At 73.2% G+C, this 21,829-nt stretch carries 21 protein-coding genes and 1 riboswitch; of the genes, 1 reads left to right on the top strand and 20 read right to left on the bottom strand.

The features are described from left to right. Positions 1–48: 48 nt before the first annotated feature. The 12 genes from ribH to FXF65_RS28515 all read right to left on the bottom strand — a co-directional run bounded on the left by ribH (position 49) and on the right by FXF65_RS28515 (position 12,572). Complete coding sequence (gene ribH, locus FXF65_RS28570) at positions 49–555, bottom strand: 6,7-dimethyl-8-ribityllumazine synthase (RefSeq protein ID WP_148353142.1); 507 nt, start codon at positions 553–555, stop codon at positions 49–51. Next, on the bottom strand, positions 552–1,826 hold the full coding sequence (locus tag FXF65_RS28565) for a bifunctional 3,4-dihydroxy-2-butanone-4-phosphate synthase/GTP cyclohydrolase II (protein ID WP_148353141.1): 1,275 nt from the start codon (positions 1,824–1,826) through the stop codon (positions 552–554). Before FXF65_RS28565 ends, ribH begins: the two co-directional genes overlap by 4 nt. Next, a complete protein-coding gene (gene pnuC / locus FXF65_RS28560; RefSeq protein ID WP_148353140.1) occupies positions 1,823–2,464 on the bottom strand; it encodes a nicotinamide riboside transporter PnuC in 642 nt (213 codons plus the stop codon). The genes FXF65_RS28565 and pnuC overlap by 4 nt, the downstream gene beginning before the upstream one ends. After that, the gene (locus tag FXF65_RS28555) at positions 2,461–3,069 is read right to left on the bottom strand and encodes a riboflavin synthase (RefSeq protein WP_148353139.1); all 609 of its coding nucleotides are present in this window, start codon (positions 3,067–3,069) and stop codon (positions 2,461–2,463) included. The genes pnuC and FXF65_RS28555 overlap by 4 nt, the downstream gene beginning before the upstream one ends. A gap of 73 nt (positions 3,070–3,142) precedes the next feature. Next, a riboswitch (FMN riboswitch) is annotated at positions 3,143–3,273 on the bottom strand. Between the two features lie 79 nt (positions 3,274–3,352). Beyond that, positions 3,353–4,000: an HAD-IA family hydrolase gene (locus tag FXF65_RS28550; RefSeq protein ID WP_148353138.1), complete on the bottom strand. Its 648-nt coding sequence runs from the start codon at positions 3,998–4,000 to the stop codon at positions 3,353–3,355. Further along, positions 3,997–4,674, bottom strand: a complete 678-nt coding sequence (gene rpe, locus FXF65_RS28545; protein ID WP_148353137.1) for a ribulose-phosphate 3-epimerase — start codon at positions 4,672–4,674, stop codon at positions 3,997–3,999. Before rpe ends, FXF65_RS28550 begins: the two co-directional genes overlap by 4 nt. Before the next feature lie 12 nt (positions 4,675–4,686). Next, a complete protein-coding gene (locus tag FXF65_RS28540) occupies positions 4,687–5,634 on the bottom strand; it encodes a phosphatase PAP2 family protein (protein ID WP_148353136.1) in 948 nt (315 codons plus the stop codon). Positions 5,635–5,648: 14 nt separating this feature from the next. Then, entirely contained in the window at positions 5,649–7,055 is a 1,407-nt protein-coding gene (locus tag FXF65_RS28535) for an RsmB/NOP family class I SAM-dependent RNA methyltransferase (protein ID WP_148353135.1), read from the bottom strand. Then, a complete protein-coding gene (gene fmt / locus FXF65_RS28530) occupies positions 7,055–7,981 on the bottom strand; it encodes a methionyl-tRNA formyltransferase (RefSeq protein ID WP_148353134.1) in 927 nt (308 codons plus the stop codon). The genes FXF65_RS28535 and fmt overlap by 1 nt, the downstream gene beginning before the upstream one ends. Continuing rightward, on the bottom strand, positions 7,982–8,527 hold the full coding sequence (def, locus tag FXF65_RS28525; protein WP_148353133.1) for a peptide deformylase: 546 nt from the start codon (positions 8,525–8,527) through the stop codon (positions 7,982–7,984). 138 nt (positions 8,528–8,665) lie between these two features. Then, positions 8,666–10,474 carry a hypothetical protein gene (locus FXF65_RS28520; RefSeq protein ID WP_148353132.1) on the bottom strand — a complete coding sequence of 603 codons (1,809 nt, stop codon included), beginning with the start codon at positions 10,472–10,474 and terminating at the stop codon, positions 8,666–8,668. 16 nt (positions 10,475–10,490) lie between these two features. Then, positions 10,491–12,572 carry a primosomal protein N' gene (locus FXF65_RS28515; protein ID WP_148353131.1) on the bottom strand — a complete coding sequence of 694 codons (2,082 nt, stop codon included), beginning with the start codon at positions 12,570–12,572 and terminating at the stop codon, positions 10,491–10,493. Positions 12,573–12,706: 134 nt separating this feature from the next. On the opposite strand from FXF65_RS28515, the gene FXF65_RS28510 reads away from it, so the two are divergent. Then, the gene (locus FXF65_RS28510) at positions 12,707–14,395 is read left to right on the top strand and encodes an MFS transporter (RefSeq protein WP_246199175.1); all 1,689 of its coding nucleotides are present in this window, start codon (positions 12,707–12,709) and stop codon (positions 14,393–14,395) included. A gap of 91 nt (positions 14,396–14,486) precedes the next feature. On the opposite strand, the gene metK is transcribed toward FXF65_RS28510, so the two are convergent. From metK to FXF65_RS28465, 8 genes are all read right to left on the bottom strand, one after another. Next, the gene (metK, locus tag FXF65_RS28505) at positions 14,487–15,680 is read right to left on the bottom strand and encodes a methionine adenosyltransferase (RefSeq protein ID WP_148353130.1); all 1,194 of its coding nucleotides are present in this window, start codon (positions 15,678–15,680) and stop codon (positions 14,487–14,489) included. Between the two features lie 220 nt (positions 15,681–15,900). Then, complete coding sequence (gene coaBC, locus FXF65_RS28500) at positions 15,901–17,121, bottom strand: bifunctional phosphopantothenoylcysteine decarboxylase/phosphopantothenate--cysteine ligase CoaBC (RefSeq protein WP_148353129.1); 1,221 nt, start codon at positions 17,119–17,121, stop codon at positions 15,901–15,903. 71 nt (positions 17,122–17,192) lie between these two features. Beyond that, on the bottom strand, positions 17,193–17,447 hold the full coding sequence (rpoZ, locus tag FXF65_RS28495) for a DNA-directed RNA polymerase subunit omega (RefSeq protein WP_067885052.1): 255 nt from the start codon (positions 17,445–17,447) through the stop codon (positions 17,193–17,195). A gap of 38 nt (positions 17,448–17,485) precedes the next feature. Then, the gene (gmk, locus tag FXF65_RS28490; RefSeq protein ID WP_148353128.1) at positions 17,486–18,073 is read right to left on the bottom strand and encodes a guanylate kinase; all 588 of its coding nucleotides are present in this window, start codon (positions 18,071–18,073) and stop codon (positions 17,486–17,488) included. A 94-nt stretch (positions 18,074–18,167) separates the two neighbouring features. Then, the gene (gene mihF, locus FXF65_RS28480) at positions 18,168–18,494 is read right to left on the bottom strand and encodes an integration host factor, actinobacterial type (protein WP_067463056.1); all 327 of its coding nucleotides are present in this window, start codon (positions 18,492–18,494) and stop codon (positions 18,168–18,170) included. A 751-nt stretch (positions 18,495–19,245) separates the two neighbouring features. Continuing rightward, positions 19,246–19,935, bottom strand: a complete 690-nt coding sequence (pyrF, locus tag FXF65_RS28475; protein WP_148353127.1) for an orotidine-5'-phosphate decarboxylase — start codon at positions 19,933–19,935, stop codon at positions 19,246–19,248. Beyond that, positions 19,932–20,912 (bottom strand): dihydroorotate dehydrogenase, encoded by a 981-nt coding sequence (locus tag FXF65_RS28470; protein ID WP_148353126.1) that lies wholly within the window; start codon positions 20,910–20,912, stop codon positions 19,932–19,934. The genes pyrF and FXF65_RS28470 overlap by 4 nt, the downstream gene beginning before the upstream one ends. Continuing rightward, entirely contained in the window at positions 20,909–21,796 is an 888-nt protein-coding gene (locus FXF65_RS28465; protein ID WP_148353125.1) for an iron-sulfur cluster-binding protein, read from the bottom strand. Before FXF65_RS28465 ends, FXF65_RS28470 begins: the two co-directional genes overlap by 4 nt. Positions 21,797–21,829: the final 33 nt, after the last annotated feature.

Raw genomic sequence — 21,829 nt, 5'->3', positions numbered from 1 at the left:
GGACCCCTACATATGCGCGAGTCATTCAGGGGCGGAGCCCCTGGACCCCTACATATGCTCCAAGCCGTGTCCGGCGTGACCGTGATGCCGCAGACCTCGCAGGGTCAGTGCCGTGTCGAGTGCGGCCACAGTCGCCTCCCATCCCTTGTCCTCGGAGCTGCCCGGCAGCCCGCTGCGTTCGATCGCCTGCTCAATGGTGTCACACGTGAGGACCCCGTTGCCCACCGGAGTCGACTCGTCCAGCGCGATGCGCGTCACGCCCGCGGTCACGGAGTCGCAGACGTAGTCGAAGTGCGCGGTCGCCCCCCGGATCACGGCGCCGAGGCAGACCACCGCGTCGAGATCGCGGGCGAGCTGCTGCGCCACCACGGGCAACTCCAGGGCGCCCGCGACGCGGGCGACGACCGGCTGGTCGACGCCGCACGCCTTCGCCGCCGCCAGGGACCGCTCCAGCAGCTGGTCGGTGATCTTCCCGTGCCAGCGGGTGCAGACGATCCCGAGCGTGACGCCGGAAGCGTCGACGGTGATGTCCTCGGGGCGTCCCGCGCCGCTCATGAGAGTCCTTCGATCTGGTGTCCGAGACGGTCGCGCTTGACCGTCAGGTAGCGCCGGTTGTGCTCGGTGACGACGACGGGCATGGCCTCGCGTCCGCGGACCTCCAGGCCGAACCCGTCCAGGCCCCGGAGCTTCTCGGGGTTGTTGGTGAGCACCCGGATGGAGCGTACGCCGAGCTCACGCAGCATATGCGCGGCGTTGGAGTACTCGCGCGCGTCGGCGGGGAGCCCCAGCTCCAGGTTGGCGTCGACGGTGTCGGACCCGTTGTCCTGGAGGGCGTACGCCTGGAGCTTGGCGAGCAGGCCGATGCCGCGCCCCTCGTGCCCGCGCAGGTACAGGACGACCCCGCGTCCCTCTTCGGCGATGCGTTCCATGGCGGCGTCGAGCTGGGTGCCGCAGTCGCAGCGCTCGGAGTGGAGCACGTCCCCGGTGAGGCACTCCGAATGGGCGCGGACCAGGACGTCCTCGCCGTCGCCGACGTCCCCGAGGACGAGCGCGACGTGCTCGCCGCCGTCGACCGCGCTGGAGAAGCCGACCGCGCGCCACATCCCGTACCGGTTGGGCAGGCGCGTCTCGACGACGCGGGTGACCATCGGCTCATGGCGCCTGCGGTACTCGGCGAGCTGCTCGATGGAGATGAGCTTGAGCCGGTGCTCCTTGGCGAAGACCTGGAGTTCGGGGAGGCGCGCCATGGTGCCGTCCTCGTTGACCACCTCGGCGAGGACGCCCGCCGGGGCGAGCCCCGCCAGCCTGGCGAGGTCGACGGCCGCCTCGGTGTGGCCCCTGCGGCGCAGGACGCCGCCCTCGCGGTAGCGCAGCGGGAAGATGTGCCCCGGCCGGACGAGGTCGCGCGGCTCGGACGCGGAGTCGCACAGGGTGCGGATCGTGCGGGCCCGGTCGGCGGCGGAGATTCCGGTGGTGACGTCGAGCCGGGCGTCCACGCTGACCGTGTACGCGGTGCGCATGCGCTCGCCGTTCTGCGCCGTCATCAGCGGGATCTGCAGCCGGTCGAGGTCGGCGCCCTCCATCGGGACGCAGATGACGCCGCTCGTGTAGCGGATCGTGAACGTCAGCAGTTCGGGGGTCGCCTTCGCGGCGGCGAAGATGATGTCGCCCTCGTTCTCGCGGTCCTCGTCGTCCACGACCACGACGGGCCTGCCCGCCGCGATGTCGGCGACCGCCGACTCGATGGAGTCGAAGATCCCCGTGTCGAGGACCCCCGTGTCGAGGACCCCCGTGTCGAGGATCGCCGTGTCGTCGCCGCCGTTCATGCGGTCACCGCCTTCTGCCTTGGGCCGTGCGAGCCCCGGGACTCCCGGAGCCAGTTCCTGAACCCGACCATCACCATCACGAAGAAGATCCCGTAGACCGCGCCGGAGACGTACAGCCCGGACTTGAGCGCCAGCGGCACCCCGACCAGGTCGACGAGGACCCAGACCACCCAGAAGTCGACCAGCGCGCGACTCTGCGCGAACGTCGCGACCGCGCTGCCGACGAAGATGTAGGCGTTCGCCCACGGCGACCACGCGACCTTGAGCCATTCCTGGTGGACGAACAGCTCGGCGACCACGGCAGTGCCCACCGCCAGCGCGGCGACGAGGACGGCGCGTTCCTTGGGCGTCGCCTGCCGGACGACGAGCCCCTGGGCCTGCCGCCGTCCGCGAGCCCACATGGCCCACCCGTAGACGGCGAGGCCGCAGAACAGCACTTGTTTGAGAGCGTTCCCCGGGACGTGCGCGTGCAGCGACGCGGCGAGCAGGAGGAGGGCGCCCGCGAACTGGACGGGCCACGTCCACAGCGTCTTGCGCATCGCGAGCCAGACGACGGCGAGCGAGAGGATGTTCCCGACGAGGTCCGTCCAGAGGACGTGCTCGCCGAAGACCTCGAACCCGGCGCCGAGCCAGTTCACGACCGATCACCAGGCGTTCGATCGCCCAGCATGCGTTCGACGTACTTGGCGACGACGTCCACTTCGAGGTTCACGGGGTCGCCCGGCTGCTTGATGCCGAGCGTGGTGAGCGCGAGCGTCGTCGGAATGAGCGCGACGCTGAACCGGTCCGCCCCGGCCTCCACCACGGTGAGGCTGATGCCGTCCACGGTGATCGAGCCCTTGTCGACCAGGTAGCGGCTCAGCTCCGGGGGCATCGACACGGTGACGACGTCCCACCGCTCCCCCGGCTCCCGGGACACGATCCGGCCGACGCCGTCGACATGGCCCTGGACGAGGTGCCCGCCGAGCCGGTCGGAGAGCCGCACGGGACGTTCCAGGTTGACCTTCGCCCCGGGTTCCAGCGCGCCGAGGCTCGACTTGTCGAGGGTCTCCTTGATGACGTCGGCGGCGAAGATCTCGCCCTTGACTTCGACGACGGTGAGACAGACGCCGTTGACGGCGATCGACGCGCCGTGCACGGCGTCCTGGACGACGAGCGGGCCGCGGACCGCGAGCCTGACCGAGTCGCCGGCGGTCTCGATCGCCACGATCTCGCCGAGTTCCTCGACGATGCCGGTGAACATCTCCCGGGCCTCCTATCCAAGGCTCCGGGGAACGCACAAATGCACCGACACCACGCCCCTGGCAAGGGACGTGCCGCGCGCTGCCTCCCATCCGGACTTTCACCGTCGGTCCCGGAATTCCACCGGGTCAACCGGCCGATGGAATCGGCCGGGTCGCGGACTGTCACCGCCGGTTCGGAATTTCACCGACCCCGGAGCACGCTTTCATGCTTGCCAACCAGTGTGCCATGCGATGCATTCCCGCCCGGTGTGACCATCGCCACCAATCGTGGCCGGGCGTCCGCTATGCCGGTTCCGCCGGGACGACGCGCAGGCCGGACGGGGTGGCGGTCACGCGGGTCAGGTCGTCCACCATGTGGTGGGCCGCGGTCAGGACCTCGCGGGGGTGGCTGGTGAGGACCGCGACGACCGTGGCCCCGGCGGCGCGGCCCGCGGCTATGCCCGCCGGGGCGTCCTCGATGACAAGGCAAGAGGACGGGTCGACGCCCAGGTGTCGTGCGGCCTGGAGGTATCCGGACGGGTCCGGCTTCCCGGCCGGGACGTCCTCGGCGGTCACCACCACCTGCGGCAGGGGCACCCCGGCCACACCCGCACGCACTTTCAGTTGGGCCCTGTCCATGGACGTGACGAACGCGTGCGGCAACCCGTTCATGTTCGCCAGGAGGTCGACGGCTCCGGGCAGGGCGGTGATGCCTTCGCTGCCCTTCGCCTCCAGTTCCTCCAGGCGGGCGGTGGCGTCGGCGACCTGGTCCGCCGGGAGGAAGTCGGCCACGCGGTCGCCGGTGCGGCGTCCGTGGGCGTCGGAGAGGAACTCGTCCGGGTCGATGCCGTACTCGGCGCCCCATTCCCGGGCCGCGCGTTCGATGAGGGGCGTGGAGTCGACGAGGGTGCCGTCCACGTCGAACAGGACGGCGGCGCAGGAGAGGATCACCAGCCCGCCTTCGCGGTCGCGTCCTCGGCCTGGCCGCGCAGGCGGCGGACGGCCTCGGCCGGGTCGTCCGCGCCGTAGACGGCGCTGCCCGCGACGAACACGTCCGCGCCCGCCTCGGCGCACCGCTCGATCGTCTCGGCGCTGACGCCGCCGTCCACCTGCAGCCAGACGGGGAGGTCGCGGCCCTTGATCAGCTCGCGGGCGCGGCGGACCTTCGGGAGGACGACGTCCAAGAACTTCTGCCCGCCGAACCCAGGCTCGACGGTCATGAGGAGCAGCATGTCGATCTCGCCGAGGAGGTCGGCGAAGCCGTCCACGGGGGTGGCCGGGTTGACGCCGAGGCCGGCGCGCGCGCCCGCGGCGCGGATGGCGCGCAGGGTGCGGATCGGGGCCTTCGCCGCCTCGGCGTGGATGGTGACGCTCTTCGCCCCGGCCTCGGCGTACTCGGGGGCCCAGCGGTCCGGGTCCTCGATCATCAGATGGCAGTCGAGCGGCAGCGGGCTGTGCTTCAGCAGCGCCTGGACGACGGGCAGCCCCAGGGTGAGGTTCGGGACGAAGTGGTTGTCCATGACGTCGACGTGGACCCAGTCGGCGGAGTCGGCGATGCGCTCGACGTCCTCGGCCAGGTGGGCGAAGTCGGCGGACAGGATGCTGGGTGCGATCTGAGGTGCCATGATGCCCCGAGTCTATTGGGGCCTATCGGCGCGTTCCTCCCGCCCGTCGCCCGGCCGTGTGAGCGCGGGGGCGGGCCTGGAGGCCAGTCCCAGCCGGACGAACGCCTCCGGCGCCCCCGCAGTGACCCAGAGCCCGAGCACCGCCTGGACGACGAACGCCTGGACGAGGTGGGTTCCGCCGAACAGGCTCACGATGGCGGCCCCGGCGATGCCCACTGGGACGCGCGCAAACCGTCGCCAAAGGACTCCGCCCGGGTCGAACCATCCTCGGGCGGAGAGCAGGGACAGTCCCGCCAGGACGCCGAAGAGGCCGCCCGTGGCCTTGGCCGATCCGACCAGGTCGAGGGGTTCGATGTGGCCTCCCGCCGCCCGGATGGCATGGACCCAGGCGTCCGGCCAGTGCCAGCCTTGGAGCGGCCGCAGCGCGCCCCAGGCCGCTGCCAGCAGCACCAGCGAGATCGCCAGGGCGAGCACGATCTGCACGGCGAGATGACGCCGCGTCCACCAGGGGACGACGATCGGCTCCAACCCCAAGGCGGCCACCAGGATGGCGAGACCGATTGCCCATCCGCCAAGGACCTGACCGACCGAGTGGACCCCGAGGTAGACCCGCGACATCCCGATCAGGACCACGAGAGCCGCCGCACCCGTCCAGACGTACCAGCGCCGAGTCTGGACGGCGAAGAAACCCCAGAACACGGGTGCGTTCTGGGAGTGGCCGGACGGCATCCCGAACGACGACAGGGACTCCCTGCCCTTGACCGAGGGGTCCGTCCAGTAGGGGCGTGGGTCGTGGAAGACGAGCTTGAGCAGCCCGTTGAGGAACGCGCCGAACAGCAGGATGACCGTGACCCGCGCCGCGAGACGCGGGGCCACGCACCAGAAGAGGACCACCAGCACCGGGAGGTAGAACGCCGCGCTGCCCAGGAACGACATGACATGCATGAAGTCGGTCAGCACGGATCCCCCGGGAGTCAGGCTCGACGTAGCAGCGCCAGGAACATCGCGTCAGTGCCGTGGCGGTGCGGCCAGAACTGCGCGTACGGGCCGTCGCCCAGGCCGGTGAGGTCCGGGGCGATGGACGTCAGCACGGCCGGTGCGTCCAGCCGTTCGACGTCGTCGCGGTCGCGTAGGACGTCGTCCACCACGACGCGGGTCTCGGCCAGGTGGGGCGAGCAGGTGACGTAGGCGACGACGCCGCCGGGACGCACGGCCTTCAGGGCGGCGGCGAGCAGCCCGCGCTGCAGGGCGCCCAGTTCGGCGATCGCCTCCGGGCCGCGCCGCCAGCGCGCCTCCGGGCGGCGGCGGAGCGCGCCGAGCCCGGTGCAGGGCGCGTCGATCATGACCCGGTCGAACGACGCGGGCCGCCAGGCGGGCGCGGTCCCGTCGGCCGCGACCACTCCGGCGCGGTCGTCGACGGCGCGCCGGACGAGCCCCGCGCGGTGCGGCTGGACGTCGGCCGCCAGCAGCCGCGCGCCGCGTTGCGTGGCGAGGGCCGAGAGCAGCCCGGCCTTTCCGCCCGGTCCGGCGCAGAGGTCGGCCCAGCGGGCGTCGGTCCCGTCCACGGGCGCCTCGGCGAGGGCCAGGGCGACCATCTGGCTGGCCTCGTCCTGGACGGCGGCGCGTCCATCGCGGACGGCGGCGATCCCGGCCGGGTCGCCCTCGCGCAGGAGGGCGGCGTAGGGCGAGTACTGGGCGGGCTCCGCGCCCGCGTCGCGCAGCTCTTCGACGGTGGCCCGCCCGGGACGCGCGACCAGGGTGACGCGCGGGCGGGCGTTGTCGGCGGCCAGCAGCTCGTCGATCTCGCCTTCGCCGACCGCGTCCCGCAGGGCGGAGACGATCCACTTCGGGTGGCTGTGCCGGATGGAGAGGCGGGACGTCGGGTCGGCGTCCGCGGGCGCGACGATCTCCAGCCAGGAGTCCATGTCGCGGGTGGCGACCTTGCGGAGCACCGCGTTGGCGAACTTGGCCTGGCCCGGGCCGGAGACGGAGCGGGCCAGCTCGACCGCCGTCCCCACCGCCGCGTGCGGCGGGATGCGGGTGCCGAGCAGCTGGTGCGCGCCGAGGCGGAGGACGTCCAGGAGCGGGGCGTCGATGCGGCGCAGCTCACGGTCGCTGCACAGGGCGAGCACCGCGTCGTAGGTGCCGCGGCCGCGCAGCGTGCCGTAGGTGAGCTCGGTGGCGAGGGCGGCGTCGCGTCCGGTCAGGTTCCGGTCGCGCAGCCGCGCGGGCAGCAGGAGGTTGGCGTAGGCGTCGCGGGTCTCGACGGCGCGGATCACGTCGAACGCGGTGCGGCGGACGAGGTCCTGCGGGCGTCCCGTCCTGCGGGGGCCGCCCGGCCTGCGGTTCTGGGTCTGTCGGCGGTTCCGGCTGGGCGGCATCAGTGCAGCGCGTCCTTGCCGATGAGGTTGACGCCGCGGATCCAGTCGGCGGCGGCCATGCTCCGCTTGCCCTGCGGCTGGACCTCGCCGAGCGCGACGGGGTGCGTGGCCGTCCCTACCAGCACCTCGTTCTTGCCCGGGAGCAGTGCCCCCGGCGACAGGGTCTCGGCGTCCGGCACCGGGCGGACCGGTCCGAGCTTGACGCGGGTCTCGCGGAAGTTGGTCCACGCGCCCGGCGCGGGCGTGCAGGCCCGGACGAGGCGGTCGATGTGCAGGGCGGGGCTGCGCCAGTCGACGTGCCCGTCCTCCGGAGCCAGCTTCGCCGCGTGGGACACGCCCTCCGTCGGCTGGGGACGCGGTTCCAGGACGCCCGCCTCGATCCCGTTCATCGTGTCGAGCAGCAGGCTCGCCCCGGCCTCGGCCAGGCGGCCCAGCAGGTCGCCCGTGGTGTCGGTCGGTTTGATCGGCTCGGTGAGGACGCCGTAGACCGGGCCCGTGTCGAGCCCCTCCTCGATCTGGAAGGTGGCCGCGCCGGTGACGTCGTCGCCGTGCAGGATCGCGCGCTGCACGGGGGCGGCGCCGCGCCAGGCGGGCAGCAGCGAGAAGTGGAGGTTCACCCAGCCGTGCCGGGGGATGCCGAGCGCCTCGCGGGGCAGCAGCGCCCCGTAGGCGACGACCGGGCAGCAGTCGGGCGCGATCTCGCGGAGCCGGTCGAGGAACTCCGGGTCGCGCGCCTTGGCGGGCTTGAGCGCCTCGACGCCCGCCTCGGCGGCCAGGGACGCGACCGGGCTGGCGCTGAGATGGCGCCCACGGCCCGCGCGCCCGTCCGGGCGGGTCACCACCGCCGCCACCTCGTGCGAGGACTCCAGAAGCGCTCTGAGGGCCGGGAGGGCGGTCTCGGGCGTGCCCGCGAAGACCAGGCGCATCTAGATCGCCTTCCCGAAGGTGCGGTGCGGCGACTCCTTGACGACCGGCGTCGTGTCGCCGAACCACTCGGACTGCCTGATCGCCTTCATGGCGGCCTTGCGCTGCTCCGGGTCCATCCGGTCGATGAAGATGACGCCGTCGAGGTGGTCGGTCTCGTGCTGGACGCAGCGGGCCAGCAGGTGCGTGCCCTCCAGCGTGATCGGCTCCCCGTGCATGTTGAAGCCCTTCGCCACGGCGCGGACCGCCCGCGCGGTGGGGAACGCCAGGCCCGGCAGGGACAGGCAGCCCTCGTCGTCGGTCTCCTGCTCGTCCGACAGGTCCAGGGTGGGGTTGACCACGTGCCCGAGCCGGTCGTCGACGTAGTAGGTGAACACCCGCAGGCCCACGCCGAGCTGCGGTGCGGCGAGGCCGACCCCGGGAGCGTCGATCATCGTGTCGGTGAGGTCCTTGACGAGCTGGCGCAGCTCCTTGTCGAAGTCCTTCACCGGCTCCGCGGGCGTGCGCAGCACGGGGTCGCCGAAGAGGCGGATGGGCTTGACGGCCAACGGGGACTCCGTTTCGTACGAGGTTTCCTGAGGGATTCGTTGCCTGAGGGGTTCCCGGACGGTCTCCAGGGGACGGGACGATCCCTCCAGTTTACGGAGACGTCCGAGAAAGCTTGACACTCCGCGAACCGGGATGCATCACACTCCGCGGCGCGCCGCCTGATGCGCGGACCGCGCCTTGTAGGCGGCGGTGCGCGCGGCCTTGGCGGTCGCCTTGTCCGGATGGTGCGCCCCTAGAGCCTCAAGCACATCGGGCACGCCGGGATGGTCGGTGCGCCACAGCTCGTCGACCATCTCCTCCATCTCCGCCCCGGGCGGCGCGTCGGCCAGGGCCGCCTCCACCGCCTCGTCCGGTTCGGCGGTCTCCAGCATCCCGGCGACGGTGTCCACGAACACCCAGAGGTACTCCTCGCGGGCGAGCTCCCGTCCGGACGGGTCGCCGGTGGCGTTCAGCCAGAGCGCGGCATAGGGCGAGACGAGCGGATGCTCCCGCGCGGCCCGGACGACCGGGGCCGCCTCCGGGCCGATGCGGTGCAGGACGGCGGCGGCGAGGTTGCGCGCGCCCGGGCCGCCGGTCCGCATGACGTCCAGGAGGTCGGCGGCGGCGTCCTTCGGGTCGTGGCGCGCCAGCCAGCCGTCGATCTCCTCGTCGGCGGCGTCGGGGCGGTACCAGGTGAGCCCGGCGATGAGGTCGGACGCGCGGGCCTTGGCCAGCTCGCCGATGACGGGGGCGTTGAACCCGTCCGCCAGCAGGAGTTCGCGCACCGCCCAGACGCCGAGCGGCGTCAGGGCCCGTCCCTCTCCGGCCTCCTCGACCACGCCCCACTCCCCGAGCGTGGCCAGTTCGAGGTGGAAGGCGTCCGTCACCAGGGCGGTCATGGCCTCCGAGTCGCCCAGGTCGTACGCCTCGTCGACGTGTTCGAGCAGAGCGTCCACGAGCGTTTCGGGCTCGGTCGGCTCCTCCTGCTCGTACAGATGGATGAGCACGCCGGTCATCTCGTTCTGGACGAGTTCCACCGCATCAAGGCCGTCCGCGTAGTCGTGCCCTGGGACGACCAGTGCCTCGAACAGGGGCAGCCAGGCGGCGAGGAGGGTCGAGTCGTCACCGGAGCGGAGACCGTCCAAGGACGGCCCGGGGGCGGCCCTGCCCTGCTCCGCGGCGACGACCTTCGCCTCGACGGCGGCCCACCAGAGCCTTTCCAGCTCGCCCGCGTCCTCCAGGCCGCCGTGGCGGCGCGGGGTCCGCAGCCCCACGGCGACGGCGGCGGCCTCGGCGTCGGCCTCCGTGAGCGTGTCGTGCTCGGTGAGGGCGCGCTCGCCCGTCCATTCGGCCAGGGCGAGGATGTTCTCGGTCAGCCGCGAGTGGCGCACGGCGTCGGCCAGGTCCGCCACGGGCGCGAGACGGACGGGCGGGACGACCAGTTCCTCCGCCTGCCGGAGGTACCCCTCCGTGCGGGCGTAGCGCTCCTCCTCCGGCAGGGCCTCGAACTCGCGAACCCATGCGTCGACCGCGTCCTGGTCGTCCAGGGAGACGCCGTCCGCCTGCATCAGCCCGCCGATGACCTCCGCGGCCGCCTGGCGCTCCTCTGAGTCGACCTCCGCGACGAGGTCGGCGAACTCGGGGGCGGTACGGTCGAGCTCCGCCTTCAGAGCGGCGGCGTCCTCCGCGGTGACGGCCCCGGTGTCGTCGAGGTAGGCGACGATCCGGCGGAGCGCCTCCAGGACCGTGGGGACGTCCTCGCGGCCGGCCACCACCGACTCGGGGAACACGCCGAGCAGGAGCTCGCGCAGCTGCTCCGGGGTCAGCGCCTCCGGGCCCGGCAGGCCCATCTCGTCCCGCACGAGTTCCAGCAGGATGCGGGTCCCCTGCTCGTCCAGCGCCTCGTCGCGCTCGTCCGCCCATCGCCGCAGGTCGCCCGCGATGGTCTCCACCCAGTTGTCGGCCACGCGAGAACCCTATTGGTCAGATCAACTCCAGGGGGTCGATCTGGACCCGTACCGTCTCCGCCGCCTTCCGCGCGCTGCGAACGCCCTGCGCTTCCTTCAGAGCGCGCGCGAGAACGGGCCCCGTCGCGCGCGGAACGCGGATCAACGCGCGCTCCTTCTCAGGCGCGTCGGCTCCGGCTTGCGGCGCTGGCGGAACGGGCACCGGCCCCAGCACCTCCGCGCCGTCGGGCAGCCTCGCGACGGCCAAGAGCTCGCGAATGGCGGCGGGCGTCGCGGTCAATGACGCCATCCGCGCGGCGGGCGGGAAGCCCACCTGCCTGCGCTCGTCCAACTCCCGCTCCGCGTAGGTCACCGGATCCCACCGGACGAGGGCCTGCACGGTGGGCAGCGACCCCTCGGCCGCCACGACGACCGGCCCCTGCGGACGGACGAGCGACGCCGCGTTCATCCACCGCCGCAGCGTCTCCTCCCCCGCGCGCAGATCCGGACGCCCGAGCAGGACCCACCCGTCGAGGAGCAGCGCCGCGCTGTACCCGCCCTCGGCGGGCGGCTCCGCGCCCGGCGTCGACACCACGAGAGCCCGTTCCGGACCCACCCGCTCAAGGATCGACTCCCGCCCGGACGTCCGCACCGGCACGCCGGGGAACGCCCTGCCCAGTTCCTCGGCCGTCCGCTTGGCGCCGACCACCACGGCCCGCAACTGGAAGAACCCGCACTCGGCGCAGTGCCAGTCGCCCGCGATCCGCCCGCACCAGCGGCAGTGCGGGGCCGCGTGGGCCGACGTCAACGCCAGCGGCCCCTGGCATGCCACGCACTGCGCGTGCGTACGGCAGCGTCCGCACGCGACGCCCGGGACGTACCCGCGCCTGGGCACCTGGACGAGGACGGGCCCCTGCTCCAGCGCCCCCCTGGCCGCCTCGAACGCGACGTTGGGCAGCCGCGCCGTGCGGGCGGCGGCGTCCCTGGCGAGCTGGGCGTCCTCTCCCACGTACCGGACGCGGGGCATGGCCGTGCGGACACGCGCCCTGTCCGCGCTCAGCGCGCGCGCCCACCCGGACTCGACGAGCAGGGTGGCGTCCGTGGTCCGGGTGAAGCCGCCGATGAGCGCCCCCGCGTCCGCCCGGTGCGCACGCAGGGCGAGGACGTCGCGCGGGTGCGGATACGGGGCGTGCGGCTCGGCGTGGACGTCGTCGCCGTCGTCCCACAGCACGACGAGCCCGAGGTCGGCGACGGGCGCGAACATGGCGGCGCGCGTCCCGACCACCGCCCGCGCCGTGCCGCGCAGGACGGCGAGCCACCTCCGGTACCGCTCCGCGGGCCCCAGCTCGGCCGTGAGCGCCACGTGGCGGCCCTCCCCCAGCTCGGCCCGCAGGGCGGCGTCCACGCGCGCCGCGTCGCGTCCGTCCGCGACGACGACCAGCGCGCCGCGCCCCCCGCGCAGGGTCGTCGCGACGGCCCGCGCCACGGCGGCCGTCCAGTCCGGGCCGGGCAGGGCCGTCCAGACGGCGCGCGGCGCCCTGCCCTCGCCCAGGGCGCCGAGGAACGACGCTCCGGCCGGATATTCGCGCCACACGCCGATGTCGTCTTCAGGGGGCTCGCCGTCCTCCTCGCGGGGCTCGGCGGCGGGTTCCGCCTCCACCCGCGCGTGCCTCGGCGGGACGGCCAGCCGGAGCACGTCGGCGAACGTCCCCGCGTACCGGTCGGCCACCTCCCGGACCAGCGCCGCCACCTCCGGCGTCAGGACGCGCTCGGACGACGTCACCCGCTCCAGGAACAGCAGCTTGCCGTCGTGGTCGCTCTCGGCCGCCCGCTCCAGGACGAACCCGTCCACGAGCTGCCCCGCGAACCGGACCCGCACCCGGCACCCCGGGACGACCTTGGCGTCCAACTCGGCGGGCACCAGGTAGTCGAACGGACGGTCCAGGTGCGGGAGGGACATGTCGACCGCGATCCGCGCGACCGGCGACTCCTCGGCGGGACGCCGCGCCCCCTTCTTCGGCGACCTGCCCTTTCCCCCGGCGCGCGGCTTCGCGGAGGGCGCGCTCGGCAGCTCGTCCAGCCCCGGGATCAGGTCCGTTCCGCCGCCGTCCTTGGTCACGCCCCCGTCCTACCAGATCAACCCGACAGTCGACCGCGCGCGCTAGGGTTGGTCCGATCAACAGGGCGCGCGTCCCGTTGGCCCATTGCCCGATCTCCTTCGCGCCCGCTCCTTCCCACGAGCCCGTGCAGGCGATGACCACAGCTCATACTCCAGACACCGCGCGCACTCAGGAGCGGACGGACGCCCAGGCCAGGCGGGGGCGGCCCCGCTCCTCCCCACCGTTCTCCTGGAAGAACTGGCGGAAGTGGGCGAACCCGCGCCACCCCGTCGTGGCGGCCACGGTGGCCGCGGGAGTCCTGCACCTGGTGTGGGCGCTCTACCTCGCGACCGAGGGCGGCGACCTCGCCGCGCAGGCCGCCTGGACGGACTTCGCCTGGGAGCACCCCACCTCGGCCTACAGCTTCGCCTGGTACGGGGGGATGCACCCCGCGTCCTACAGCGTGATGTCGCCGTACCTCATGGCCGTGTTCGGGATACGCACGGTCGCCGTCGTCTGCGGCACGCTCTCCGCCGCGCTGACCGGGGCCCTGCTCAAGCGGTTCCGGGCGCCCGTCGCGCTGCCCGCGTCCCTGTGGGCGGCGTTCGCGCTCTCCTGCAACTCCGCGTCCGGACGGGTCACGTTCGGCCTCGGCCTGACGTTCGCGCTGATGGCGACGATCATGGCGTTCACCCCGCGCGGCACGCCCGCCCTGCGCGCGGCCGGAATGGTCGGCCTCGGCCTGCTCGCCACGCTCGCCAGCCCGGTCGCGGGCCTGTTCCTGATGGTGCTCGCCGCCGCGCTGTTCCTCACCGGCCGCCGCCGCGCCGGGATCTGCATCGCCGCCGGGCCGCCGATCGTCGTGGGGACGACCAGCCTGCTGTTCCCGTTCAGCGGCGTCCAGCCGATCTCGCTCACCGCGATCGTCCTGCCGTGCATCGCCAGCGTGGTGGCCATGCTGCTCTGCGCGCCGAAGGAATGGCGGCTCGTCCGCGTCGGCGCCGGGATCTACCTGGCGGGCATCGCGCTGACCTGGCTGATCCCGTCGCCGGTCGGCAGCAACGTCGAACGCCTCTCGCTGCTGTTCGGCGGGATGTTCCTGCTGTCCGCCGTCGCGCGCGCGCAGGGTCTGATCCGCATCGGCGTGCTGTCGCTGGCGTTCATCGTCACCGCGTCCTGGCAGGTCGTGAAGCCGGTCGACGACCTGATCCACACCGAGCCCGCGGCCGCCGCGGCCAGGCACGGCAGCGGCCTGTCCACCGAGCTGGTCGCGCTCGGCGCCGCCGACTCGCGCATCGAGGTCGTCCCGCTGCGCTCCCACTGGGAGGCGTCCGGCCTGGGGCGCGACTTCATCCTCGCCCGGGGCTGGAACCGCCAGGTCGACGCGGAGCGCCACGAGCTGTTCTACGAGGAGGGCGCGCTGACGGCCGAGTCCTACCGCCGGTGGCTGGACAAGTGGGCCGTGCAGTACGTCGTGCTGCCCGAGCAGGAGGTCGACTGGTCCGCCCGGGACGAGGCCGCCCTCGTGGAGAAGGGCCAGCCGTACCTGACGGAGATCTGGAGGGACGAGCACTGGCGGCTGTTCCGCGTCCTGCGCGCGACCCCGCTGGTGGACGCCCCGGCGTCCGTCGCCAAGCTGAACGCGGGCAAGCTCGTCGTGGACATGCCGTCCAGCGGGTCCGTCCTCATGCGGGTCTCCTGGTCGCCGTGGCTCAGGGTCACGGGCGGCAAGGCGTGCCTGGAGCGCGCGGGCGACTTCGTCCGGCTGAAGGCCGACCGGCCCGGCCGCTACACGGTCGCGGCCCGCTACGCCCTCCACCGCGGCAACCACTGCGAGCCCTGACGGCCCCCCGCGCACACGGCCGGGACCCGCACGCACGCGAAGGGCCCCGGGGACATGGTCCCCGGGGCCCTTCGGCTGAGCGGTCAGGCCGTCACAGACCCGCGGCGGCGGCGAGGGCCTTGGCGCGGTCCGTCGACTCCCACGAGAAGTCGGGCTCGGCGCGGCCGAAGTGCCCGTACGCGGCGGTCTGCTGGTAGATCGGGCGGAGCAGGTCGAGGTCGCGGACGATCGCGGCCGGACGCAGGTCGAACACGTCCGCGACGGCCTTCTCGATCTTCTCCGGGGCGACGTTCTCGGTGCCGAACGTCTCCACGAACACGCCGACCGGGTGGGCCTTGCCGATCGCGTAGGCGACCTGGACCTCGGCGCGCCGGGCGAGCTGCGCGGCGACGATGTTCTTCGCGACCCACCGCATCGCGTACGCGGCGGACCGGTCGACCTTGGACGGGTCCTTGCCGGAGAACGCGCCGCCGCCGTGCCGCGCCATCCCGCCGTAGGTGTCGACGATGATCTTGCGTCCGGTGAGCCCGGCGTCGCCCATCGGCCCGCCGATCTCGAACCGGCCGGTCGGGTTGACGAGCAGCCGGTAGCCCTCGGAGTCGAGGTCGAACTCGGCGAGCACCGGGTCGACGACGTGCTCCTTGACGTCCGGGGTCAGCAGCTCGCGGAGGTCGATGTCCGGGGCGTGCTGGCTGGACACGACGACGGTGTCGAGGCGGACGCCGCGGTCGCCGTCGTACTCGATCGTGACCTGGGTCTTGCCGTCCGGCCGCAGGTAGGGGACGTCGCCGCTCTTGCGGACCGCGGACAGCCGCTGGGCGAGCCGGTGCGCCAGCGTGATCGGCAGCGGCATCAGCTCGGGCGTCTCGTCGGTCGCGTAGCCGAACATCAGGCCCTGGTCGCCCGCGCCCTGCCGGTCGAGGTCGTCGACGCCCTCGCCCTCGCGGGTCTCGTAGGCGTCGTCGACGCCCTGCGCGATGTCGGGCGACTGCGCGCCGATGGACACCGACACGCCGCAGGAGTGCCCGTCGAAGCCCTTCTTGGACGAGTCGTAGCCGATCTCGAGGATCTTCTCCCGGATCACGCCCGGGATGTCCACATAGGTCTCGGTGGTGACCTCACCGGCCACATGCACCTGACCGGTCGTGATCATCGTCTCGACGGCGACCCGGCTCTTCGGGTCGTCCTTGAGCATCGAGTCGAGGATCGCGTCGCTGATCTGGTCCGCGATCTTGTCCGGGTGTCCTTCGGTGACGGACTCGGAGGTGAACAGGCGGCGTGACACGTACGCGCACTCCTTGCAGCGGCTGCTGACTGACGTCGCAGGACGGATACTTGTTCGAGTTTCGGCCCGGAGACGCCCCCGCGCCGGTCTTCCCCACGCATGCTAGGGCCGCAAGTCTAGCGGGATCATCCCCGGACGCTGGCATGACCGGCCTCTTCCCCCGGACGGCGACCCCGCGGCGACCCCGCGGCGGCCCTCCCGGCGCCCGCCCGCCAGGCGATCAGTCGCGCGGCGGGGCGGGCAGGCGTTCGGCGACGAGGTCCCAGACGGCGTCGGCGAGCGCCTCCTTCGCGCCCCGCGGGACCTCCGTCCGGGAGCCGTCCGCGCCGAGGATCACCGCGGCGTTGTCGGGCCGCCCGAAGGTCAGGTCCTCGCCGACCTGGTTGACGACGAGCAGGTCGCTGCCCTTGCGGGCGAGCTTGGCGCGGCCGTTCGCGAGGACGTCGTCGGTCTCGGCCGCGAACCCGACGACCACCTGCCCGGGCCGCCGCTCGCGGCCCAGCTCGGCGAGGATGTCGGGATTCTTGACGAGCCGGATCGGCTCCGGCTCCGCGCCGTCCGTCTTCTTGATCTTCGAGCCCCGGTACCCGGCGGGACGGAAGTCGGCGACGGCCGCCGCCATCACGACCGCGTCGGCGCCCGCCGCGGCCTCCAGCACCGCCGCGCGCATCTCCTCCGCCGAGGTGACGGCCGCGATGTCCGCCCCGGCCGGGTCCGGCAGGGCGACGTTGGCGGCGACGAGCGTGACGCGGGCGCCGCGGGCCACCGCTGTCCGGGCCAGGGCGTACCCCTGGAGGCCGGACGACCGGTTCCCGATGAACCGGACGGGGTCGATCGCCTCCCGGGTGCCGCCCGCCGAGACGACGACGTGCCGTCCGGCGAGGTCGCGGGGCGCGGCGCCGCGGGCGAGGACGCGCCGGGCGACCTCGAACAGCTCCGCCGGGTCGGGCAGCCGGCCGGGGCCGGTGTCCTTGCCGGTGAGGCGGCCGGACGCGGGCTCGACCACGACCGCGCCGCGGGCCCGCAGCGTCGCGACGTTCTCGCGGGTCGCCGGGTGCTCCCACATCTCGGTGTGCATCGCGGGCGCGAACACGACCGGGCACCGCGCGGTGAGCAGGGTGTTGGTGAGCAGGTCGTCCGCCAGCCCGTGCGCCGCGCGGGCGAGCAGGTCGGCGGTCGCCGGGGCGACGAACACGAGGTCGGCGCTCTGCCCCAGCCGGACGTGCGGGACGCCGGCGACGCCGTCCCACACCCGCGCCGAGACCGGGTTGCCGGACAGGGCAGCCCAGGTGGGCTCGCCGACGAAGCGGAGCGCGTCCTCGGTGGGGACGACGGTGACGTCGTGCCCCGACTCGGTGAGCCGCCGGAGCAGCTCGCACACCTTGTACGCGGCTATGCCGGCGCTCACGCCGAGGACGACGCGCGGCTTACGGGAGGTCATGCCGACACTGTTCCATCGGGCGCCGCGCGCGGACGCGCCGGGGTCGCCCGGGGGGAACGTCGAGGCCGTGCTCAGCCCTCGATGGGCTCGGCGTTCAGGAGGCCCTCGCGCGTCTCGCGGAGCGCGATCGACAGCGGCTTCTCCTGGACCTGGGTCTCGACGAGCGGGCCGACGTACTCGAGCAGGCCCTCGCCCAGCTGGGCGTAGTAGGCGTTGATCTGCCGGGCGCGCTTGGCCGCGATGCTCACGAGACCGTACTTGGTGTCGACGACCTCAAGGAGCTCGTCGACCGACGGGTTGGTGATGCCCTCACTGCTGGTTGCCACTCGGTGGCCTTCCGATAGGTCTCGCCGAGAGATCTCGACTATTGGACAGCCATCAAGGTTAGCAGCTCGCCGCACACGTCCCGTACGGACGTGTTGACCAGCGTGACGTCGAACTCCTTCTCGGCGGCGAGCTCGACGCGGGCCGCGTCCAGCCGCCGCTCGATGACGTCGGGGGGCTCGGTGCCGCGCCCGGTGAGGCGGCGGACGAGCTCGTCCCAGCTCGGCGGGGCGAGGAAGACGAGCCGCGCCTCGGGCATCGTGCCGCGGATCTGCCGGGCGCCCTGGAGGTCGATCTCCAGGAGCACGGGTTCACCGCGGCCGAGCCGCTCCTCGACGGGCCGACGCGGGGTCCCGTAGCGGTTCCCCGCGAACTCGGCCCATTCGAGGAGTTCGCCTCCGGCGACGAGCCGGTCGAAACCGGCGTCGTCGACGAAGTGGTACTGCACACCCTCGGTCTCACCCGGGCGGGGGGCCCGGGTTGTCACCGAGACCGACAGCCACACCCGGGGGTGTGAACGCCGGATCTCGGCGACGACCGTGCTCTTGCCGACGCCCGACGGTCCGGACAGGACCGTCAGCCGTCGTGCGAGCGGGCCTTGGGCGCTGGAGCCTTCCGGCGCGGCCATGGGCGCACCGGAGTCGGGCGGGATGGAGCCGGACTCGGGTCGACCCGAGCCGGCCGCGGCGGCCTGGCCGCCGCGCCCGCCCGTGAGTCGCGCGTCAGCGGTTCGCACTTCCGCCGAACTCACGCTCCAGGGATGCGCGCTGGTTGGCGCCGAGGCCCCGCACACGGCGGGACTCGGCGATGCCCAGACGCTCCATGATCTGCTTCGCACGGACCTTGCCCACACCGGGCAGCGATTCAAGGAGGGCCGACACCTTCATCTTTCCGATGACGTCGTCGGCCTGTCCCTCTTTGAGAACCTCGGCGAGCGAGGTTCCCCCGTGCTTGAGCTTGTTCTTAACCTCGGCCCGCTCCTTGCGAGCCTTGGCAGCCTTCTCCAAGGCTGCGGCGCGCTGTTCGGGGGTTAGGGGCGGAAGAGCCACGCCGGGTCACCTCAGGTTTCCACTCGACGGAGTCGGACGGGTTGGGAAACTAGCGAGTTCACCACCCATAAGGCAACGTGAAGTGCCGTTTAGCCCGCCACAAATTCATGAAAATCACTCCCTGGAGTGTCCTCAATACCGAGTGTACACATCTCGGCCGTCGCGGCGGCCCATCCCCCCGCCTTGCTGGGACTTTCGCATGATCGTGAAAATCCCCCCTATCTAACCCCATATGCGGCACTAGCTACCCTTCGCCCGTTACGCTTCGCGCCCGGCGGGGGCCGTTCCGCCGCGATCCCGCCGGTTCGCCGGACCGGGCCGGGGCGCCGCCCCGGGCCGGGCCTGTGAGGTCTCCCACAAATGATCCCGACCGAGTGACGCTCGTCACGCCGTGCCGTTCCGCACGTCGCGACGCACCCTCAACTGTCATCCTCGACAACACGCCACCCGCCAAGATCGACTCCCACCCGGAGGCCACCGCCGCCGCAGCAGCTCCCCCGCCCGCGCGCAGGGCATCACACGAACGCGGAACGAACGGCGTCCCGCCGGCAGGCGTCCCCGGCGCGAATCGCCCCACCGCGTGAACGAGTTCACCGTTCGGTGCGTAAGTCAATGCGGATGAGTCAGATCTCCGCGCGATCTCGGTATTCGCATGCGACTAAAACCACAATGGGCGCTGCGACGTGTCTCGGAACGCCCCCGTGAAAAGGGTGTCCACTGCGTTTATCGGGCCGCCGGGTTCGGCGACGGGCTACACCTTCCGGAGCCTGGCGGCGATGGCGGCGGCGGCCGCTCCCGGGTCCGGCGCGCCGGTGATCGGACGGCCGATGACGAGCAGGTCCGCGCCCGCGGCCAGGGCGGCCTCGGGGGTGGCGACACGGGCCTGGTCCTGCGTCGCGGCCCCCGCCGGGCGCACGCCCGGGGTGATGAGCGCGATGTCAGGGCCGACCTCCGCGCGGACGGCCGCGGCCTCCTTCGGCGAGCAGACCAGCGCCTGCGCGCCCGCCCCGACGGCCAGGGCGGCGAGCCGCCGGACGGCGTCCGGCGCGGGCCCCGCGAGGCCGAGCGCGGCGAGGTCGGCGTCGCCCAGCGAGGTCAGCACGGTCACCGCGGCGATCTTGGTGGCCGGGACGGCCTCCACCGCCTCGCGGATCATGGCGGGGCCCCCGGCGGCGTGCACGGTCAGGTAGTCGGGCTTCAGCCGGGCGACGGCGCGCGCCGCGCCGCGCACGGTCGCGGGGATGTCGTGCAGCTTCAGGTCGAGGAAGACCTGGACGCGGCTCGCGCCCCGGACGCTCGCGACGACGTCCGGCCCGTACCGCAGGTACAGCTCCAGGCCGACCTTGACGGTGCTGACGTGCGGCGTGACCAGGGTGGCCCAGCGGGCGGCGGTCTCCAGGTCGGGGGCGTCCAGCGCGACGGCGATGGGAGCTGCGGTCACGTTCTCTCCTTCTCGGGCTCCTGGGGGCGCACCTGGGGCGGGACGTACCCGGCGGGCTTGTGCGCGAGGCCCACGGCGTCGGCGAGGCGGTCGATGCGGCGGGCGGCGAGGGCCTCGTCCAGCTCGCGCTGGACCCGCGGGACGGCCCCCGGGTCGTGGAACAGGGCCGTGCCGACGGCGACCGCGGACGCCCCGGCGAGGACGAACTCCAGCGCGTCCAGGCCGGTGGCGATGCCGCCGACGCCGATGATGGGCGTCCTCGGCAGCGCGGCGTGCACCTGGTAGACGCAGCGGACGGCGAGCGGCCGCACGGCGGGCCCGGACAGCCCGCCCGACACCCCGGTGAGGGCCGGCCGCAGCGTGTCGGTGTCGATCGCCATGGCCTCCATGGTGTTGATCAGGGTGAGGCCGTCCGCGCCCGCGTCGACGCAGGCCAGCGCGATGGTGACGATGTCGGTGACGTCCGGGGCGAGCTTGGCGAAGACCGGGACGCCGGGCCGGGCGTGGTCGCGGACGGCCCGCACCACCGACGCGGCGGCGGACGGGTGCCAGGCGAACATGCGGCCGCGGTCCTCGGCGTTGGGGCAGGCGATGTTGACCTCGATCGCCGCGACCCCCGGCACGTTCCGCAGGCGGCGCGCCAGGTCGCCGTACTCCTGGACGCTGTTGCCGGCGACGGAGACGATCGTCCGGACGTCCTGCTCGATGAGCCAGGGCAGGTCGTGTTCGAGAAAAGTTTCGATACCGGGGCCCGGCAACCCCATTGCGGTCAGAAGTCCACTGGGGGTTTCGGTCACGCGCGGAGTGGGTCGTCCCGCGCGCGCCTGGGGCATCACGGACGTCGTGACGAACGCCCCGAGACGGGTGAGATCGAAGAACTGGGCGAGTTCGCGTCCCGTCCCGCCGCACCCGGAGGCCGTCATGACGGCGTTGGACAGCTCCAGGCCGCCGAGCGTGGTCCTGACCCGGTCGCTCACTGCGCGCCCCCTTCGGACAGGTTCAGGACCCGCGGAGCGCCGAGCGCGTCGAACGGGATGGTCCCGAGGTCGCCCCAGCGGACGCGGTCGCCGCGCAGGACGGGCCCGTCCGCGCAGGCCCGCACCATGCGGGTGACGCCGTCGTCGCCGTGGAGGGGAAGCATGCACGTCATGCAGACGCCGATGCCGCAGGCGCCCGTCCGCTGCAGGAACTCCTCGACGGACACCTGCGACGGGAGGCCGAAGTCGGAGGCGACCTGGGTGACGGACCTGAGCAGCCCGGTGGGCCCGCAGCCGTAGACGACGTCCGTGCCGGTCTCCTCGATGACGCGGGGCAGGACGTCGCGGACCGTGCCCCGCTCCCCCATCGAGCCGTCCTCGGTGGCGACGGTCGCGGAGTCGCCGATGCGCTGCGCCATCCGCGAGCCGAACACCTGCTTCGCCGACGCCCCGCCGAGCACGAAGTGCACCTGGCAGCCGCGCCGCAGCAGCGTGTCGGCGAGCGCGAACACGGCCGCGCCGCCGGGCCCGCCGCCGACGAGCAGGCAGCTCACCGGGTCGCGGGGCAGCCGGAAGGGGCGGCCGAGCGGGCCGACGAGGTCGATCTGGTCGCGGGAGCGGCGGCCGGCGAGCCAGGCCGTGCCGGGCTCGGTGTCGGCGAACACGAGCTCGACGGTGCCGCCGTAGTCGGACTTGACCTCGTGCACCCCGAAGCACCGCCGGACCAGCCGGGAGGTGTGCTCCCCGCCGACGGCGAGCGCCACGAACTGGCCGGGTCTGAACCGCTCGGCGATCGCCGGGGCCACCAGCGTCATCGCGTGGTAGTCCTGCACCTGGCGGACCGTCAGCACCGTCGCCGACGTCTGCACCGGCGTGTCGGACACCCGTCACCCTCTCCTCGTCGCGTTGCGCCGGGC

Origin of the sequence: Actinomadura syzygii, assembly GCF_008085905.1 — a bacterium.
Classification (GTDB): Bacteria; Actinomycetota; Actinomycetes; order Streptosporangiales; family Streptosporangiaceae; genus Spirillospora; species Spirillospora syzygii.
This window is presented reverse-complemented; position numbering and strand designations above follow the sequence as displayed.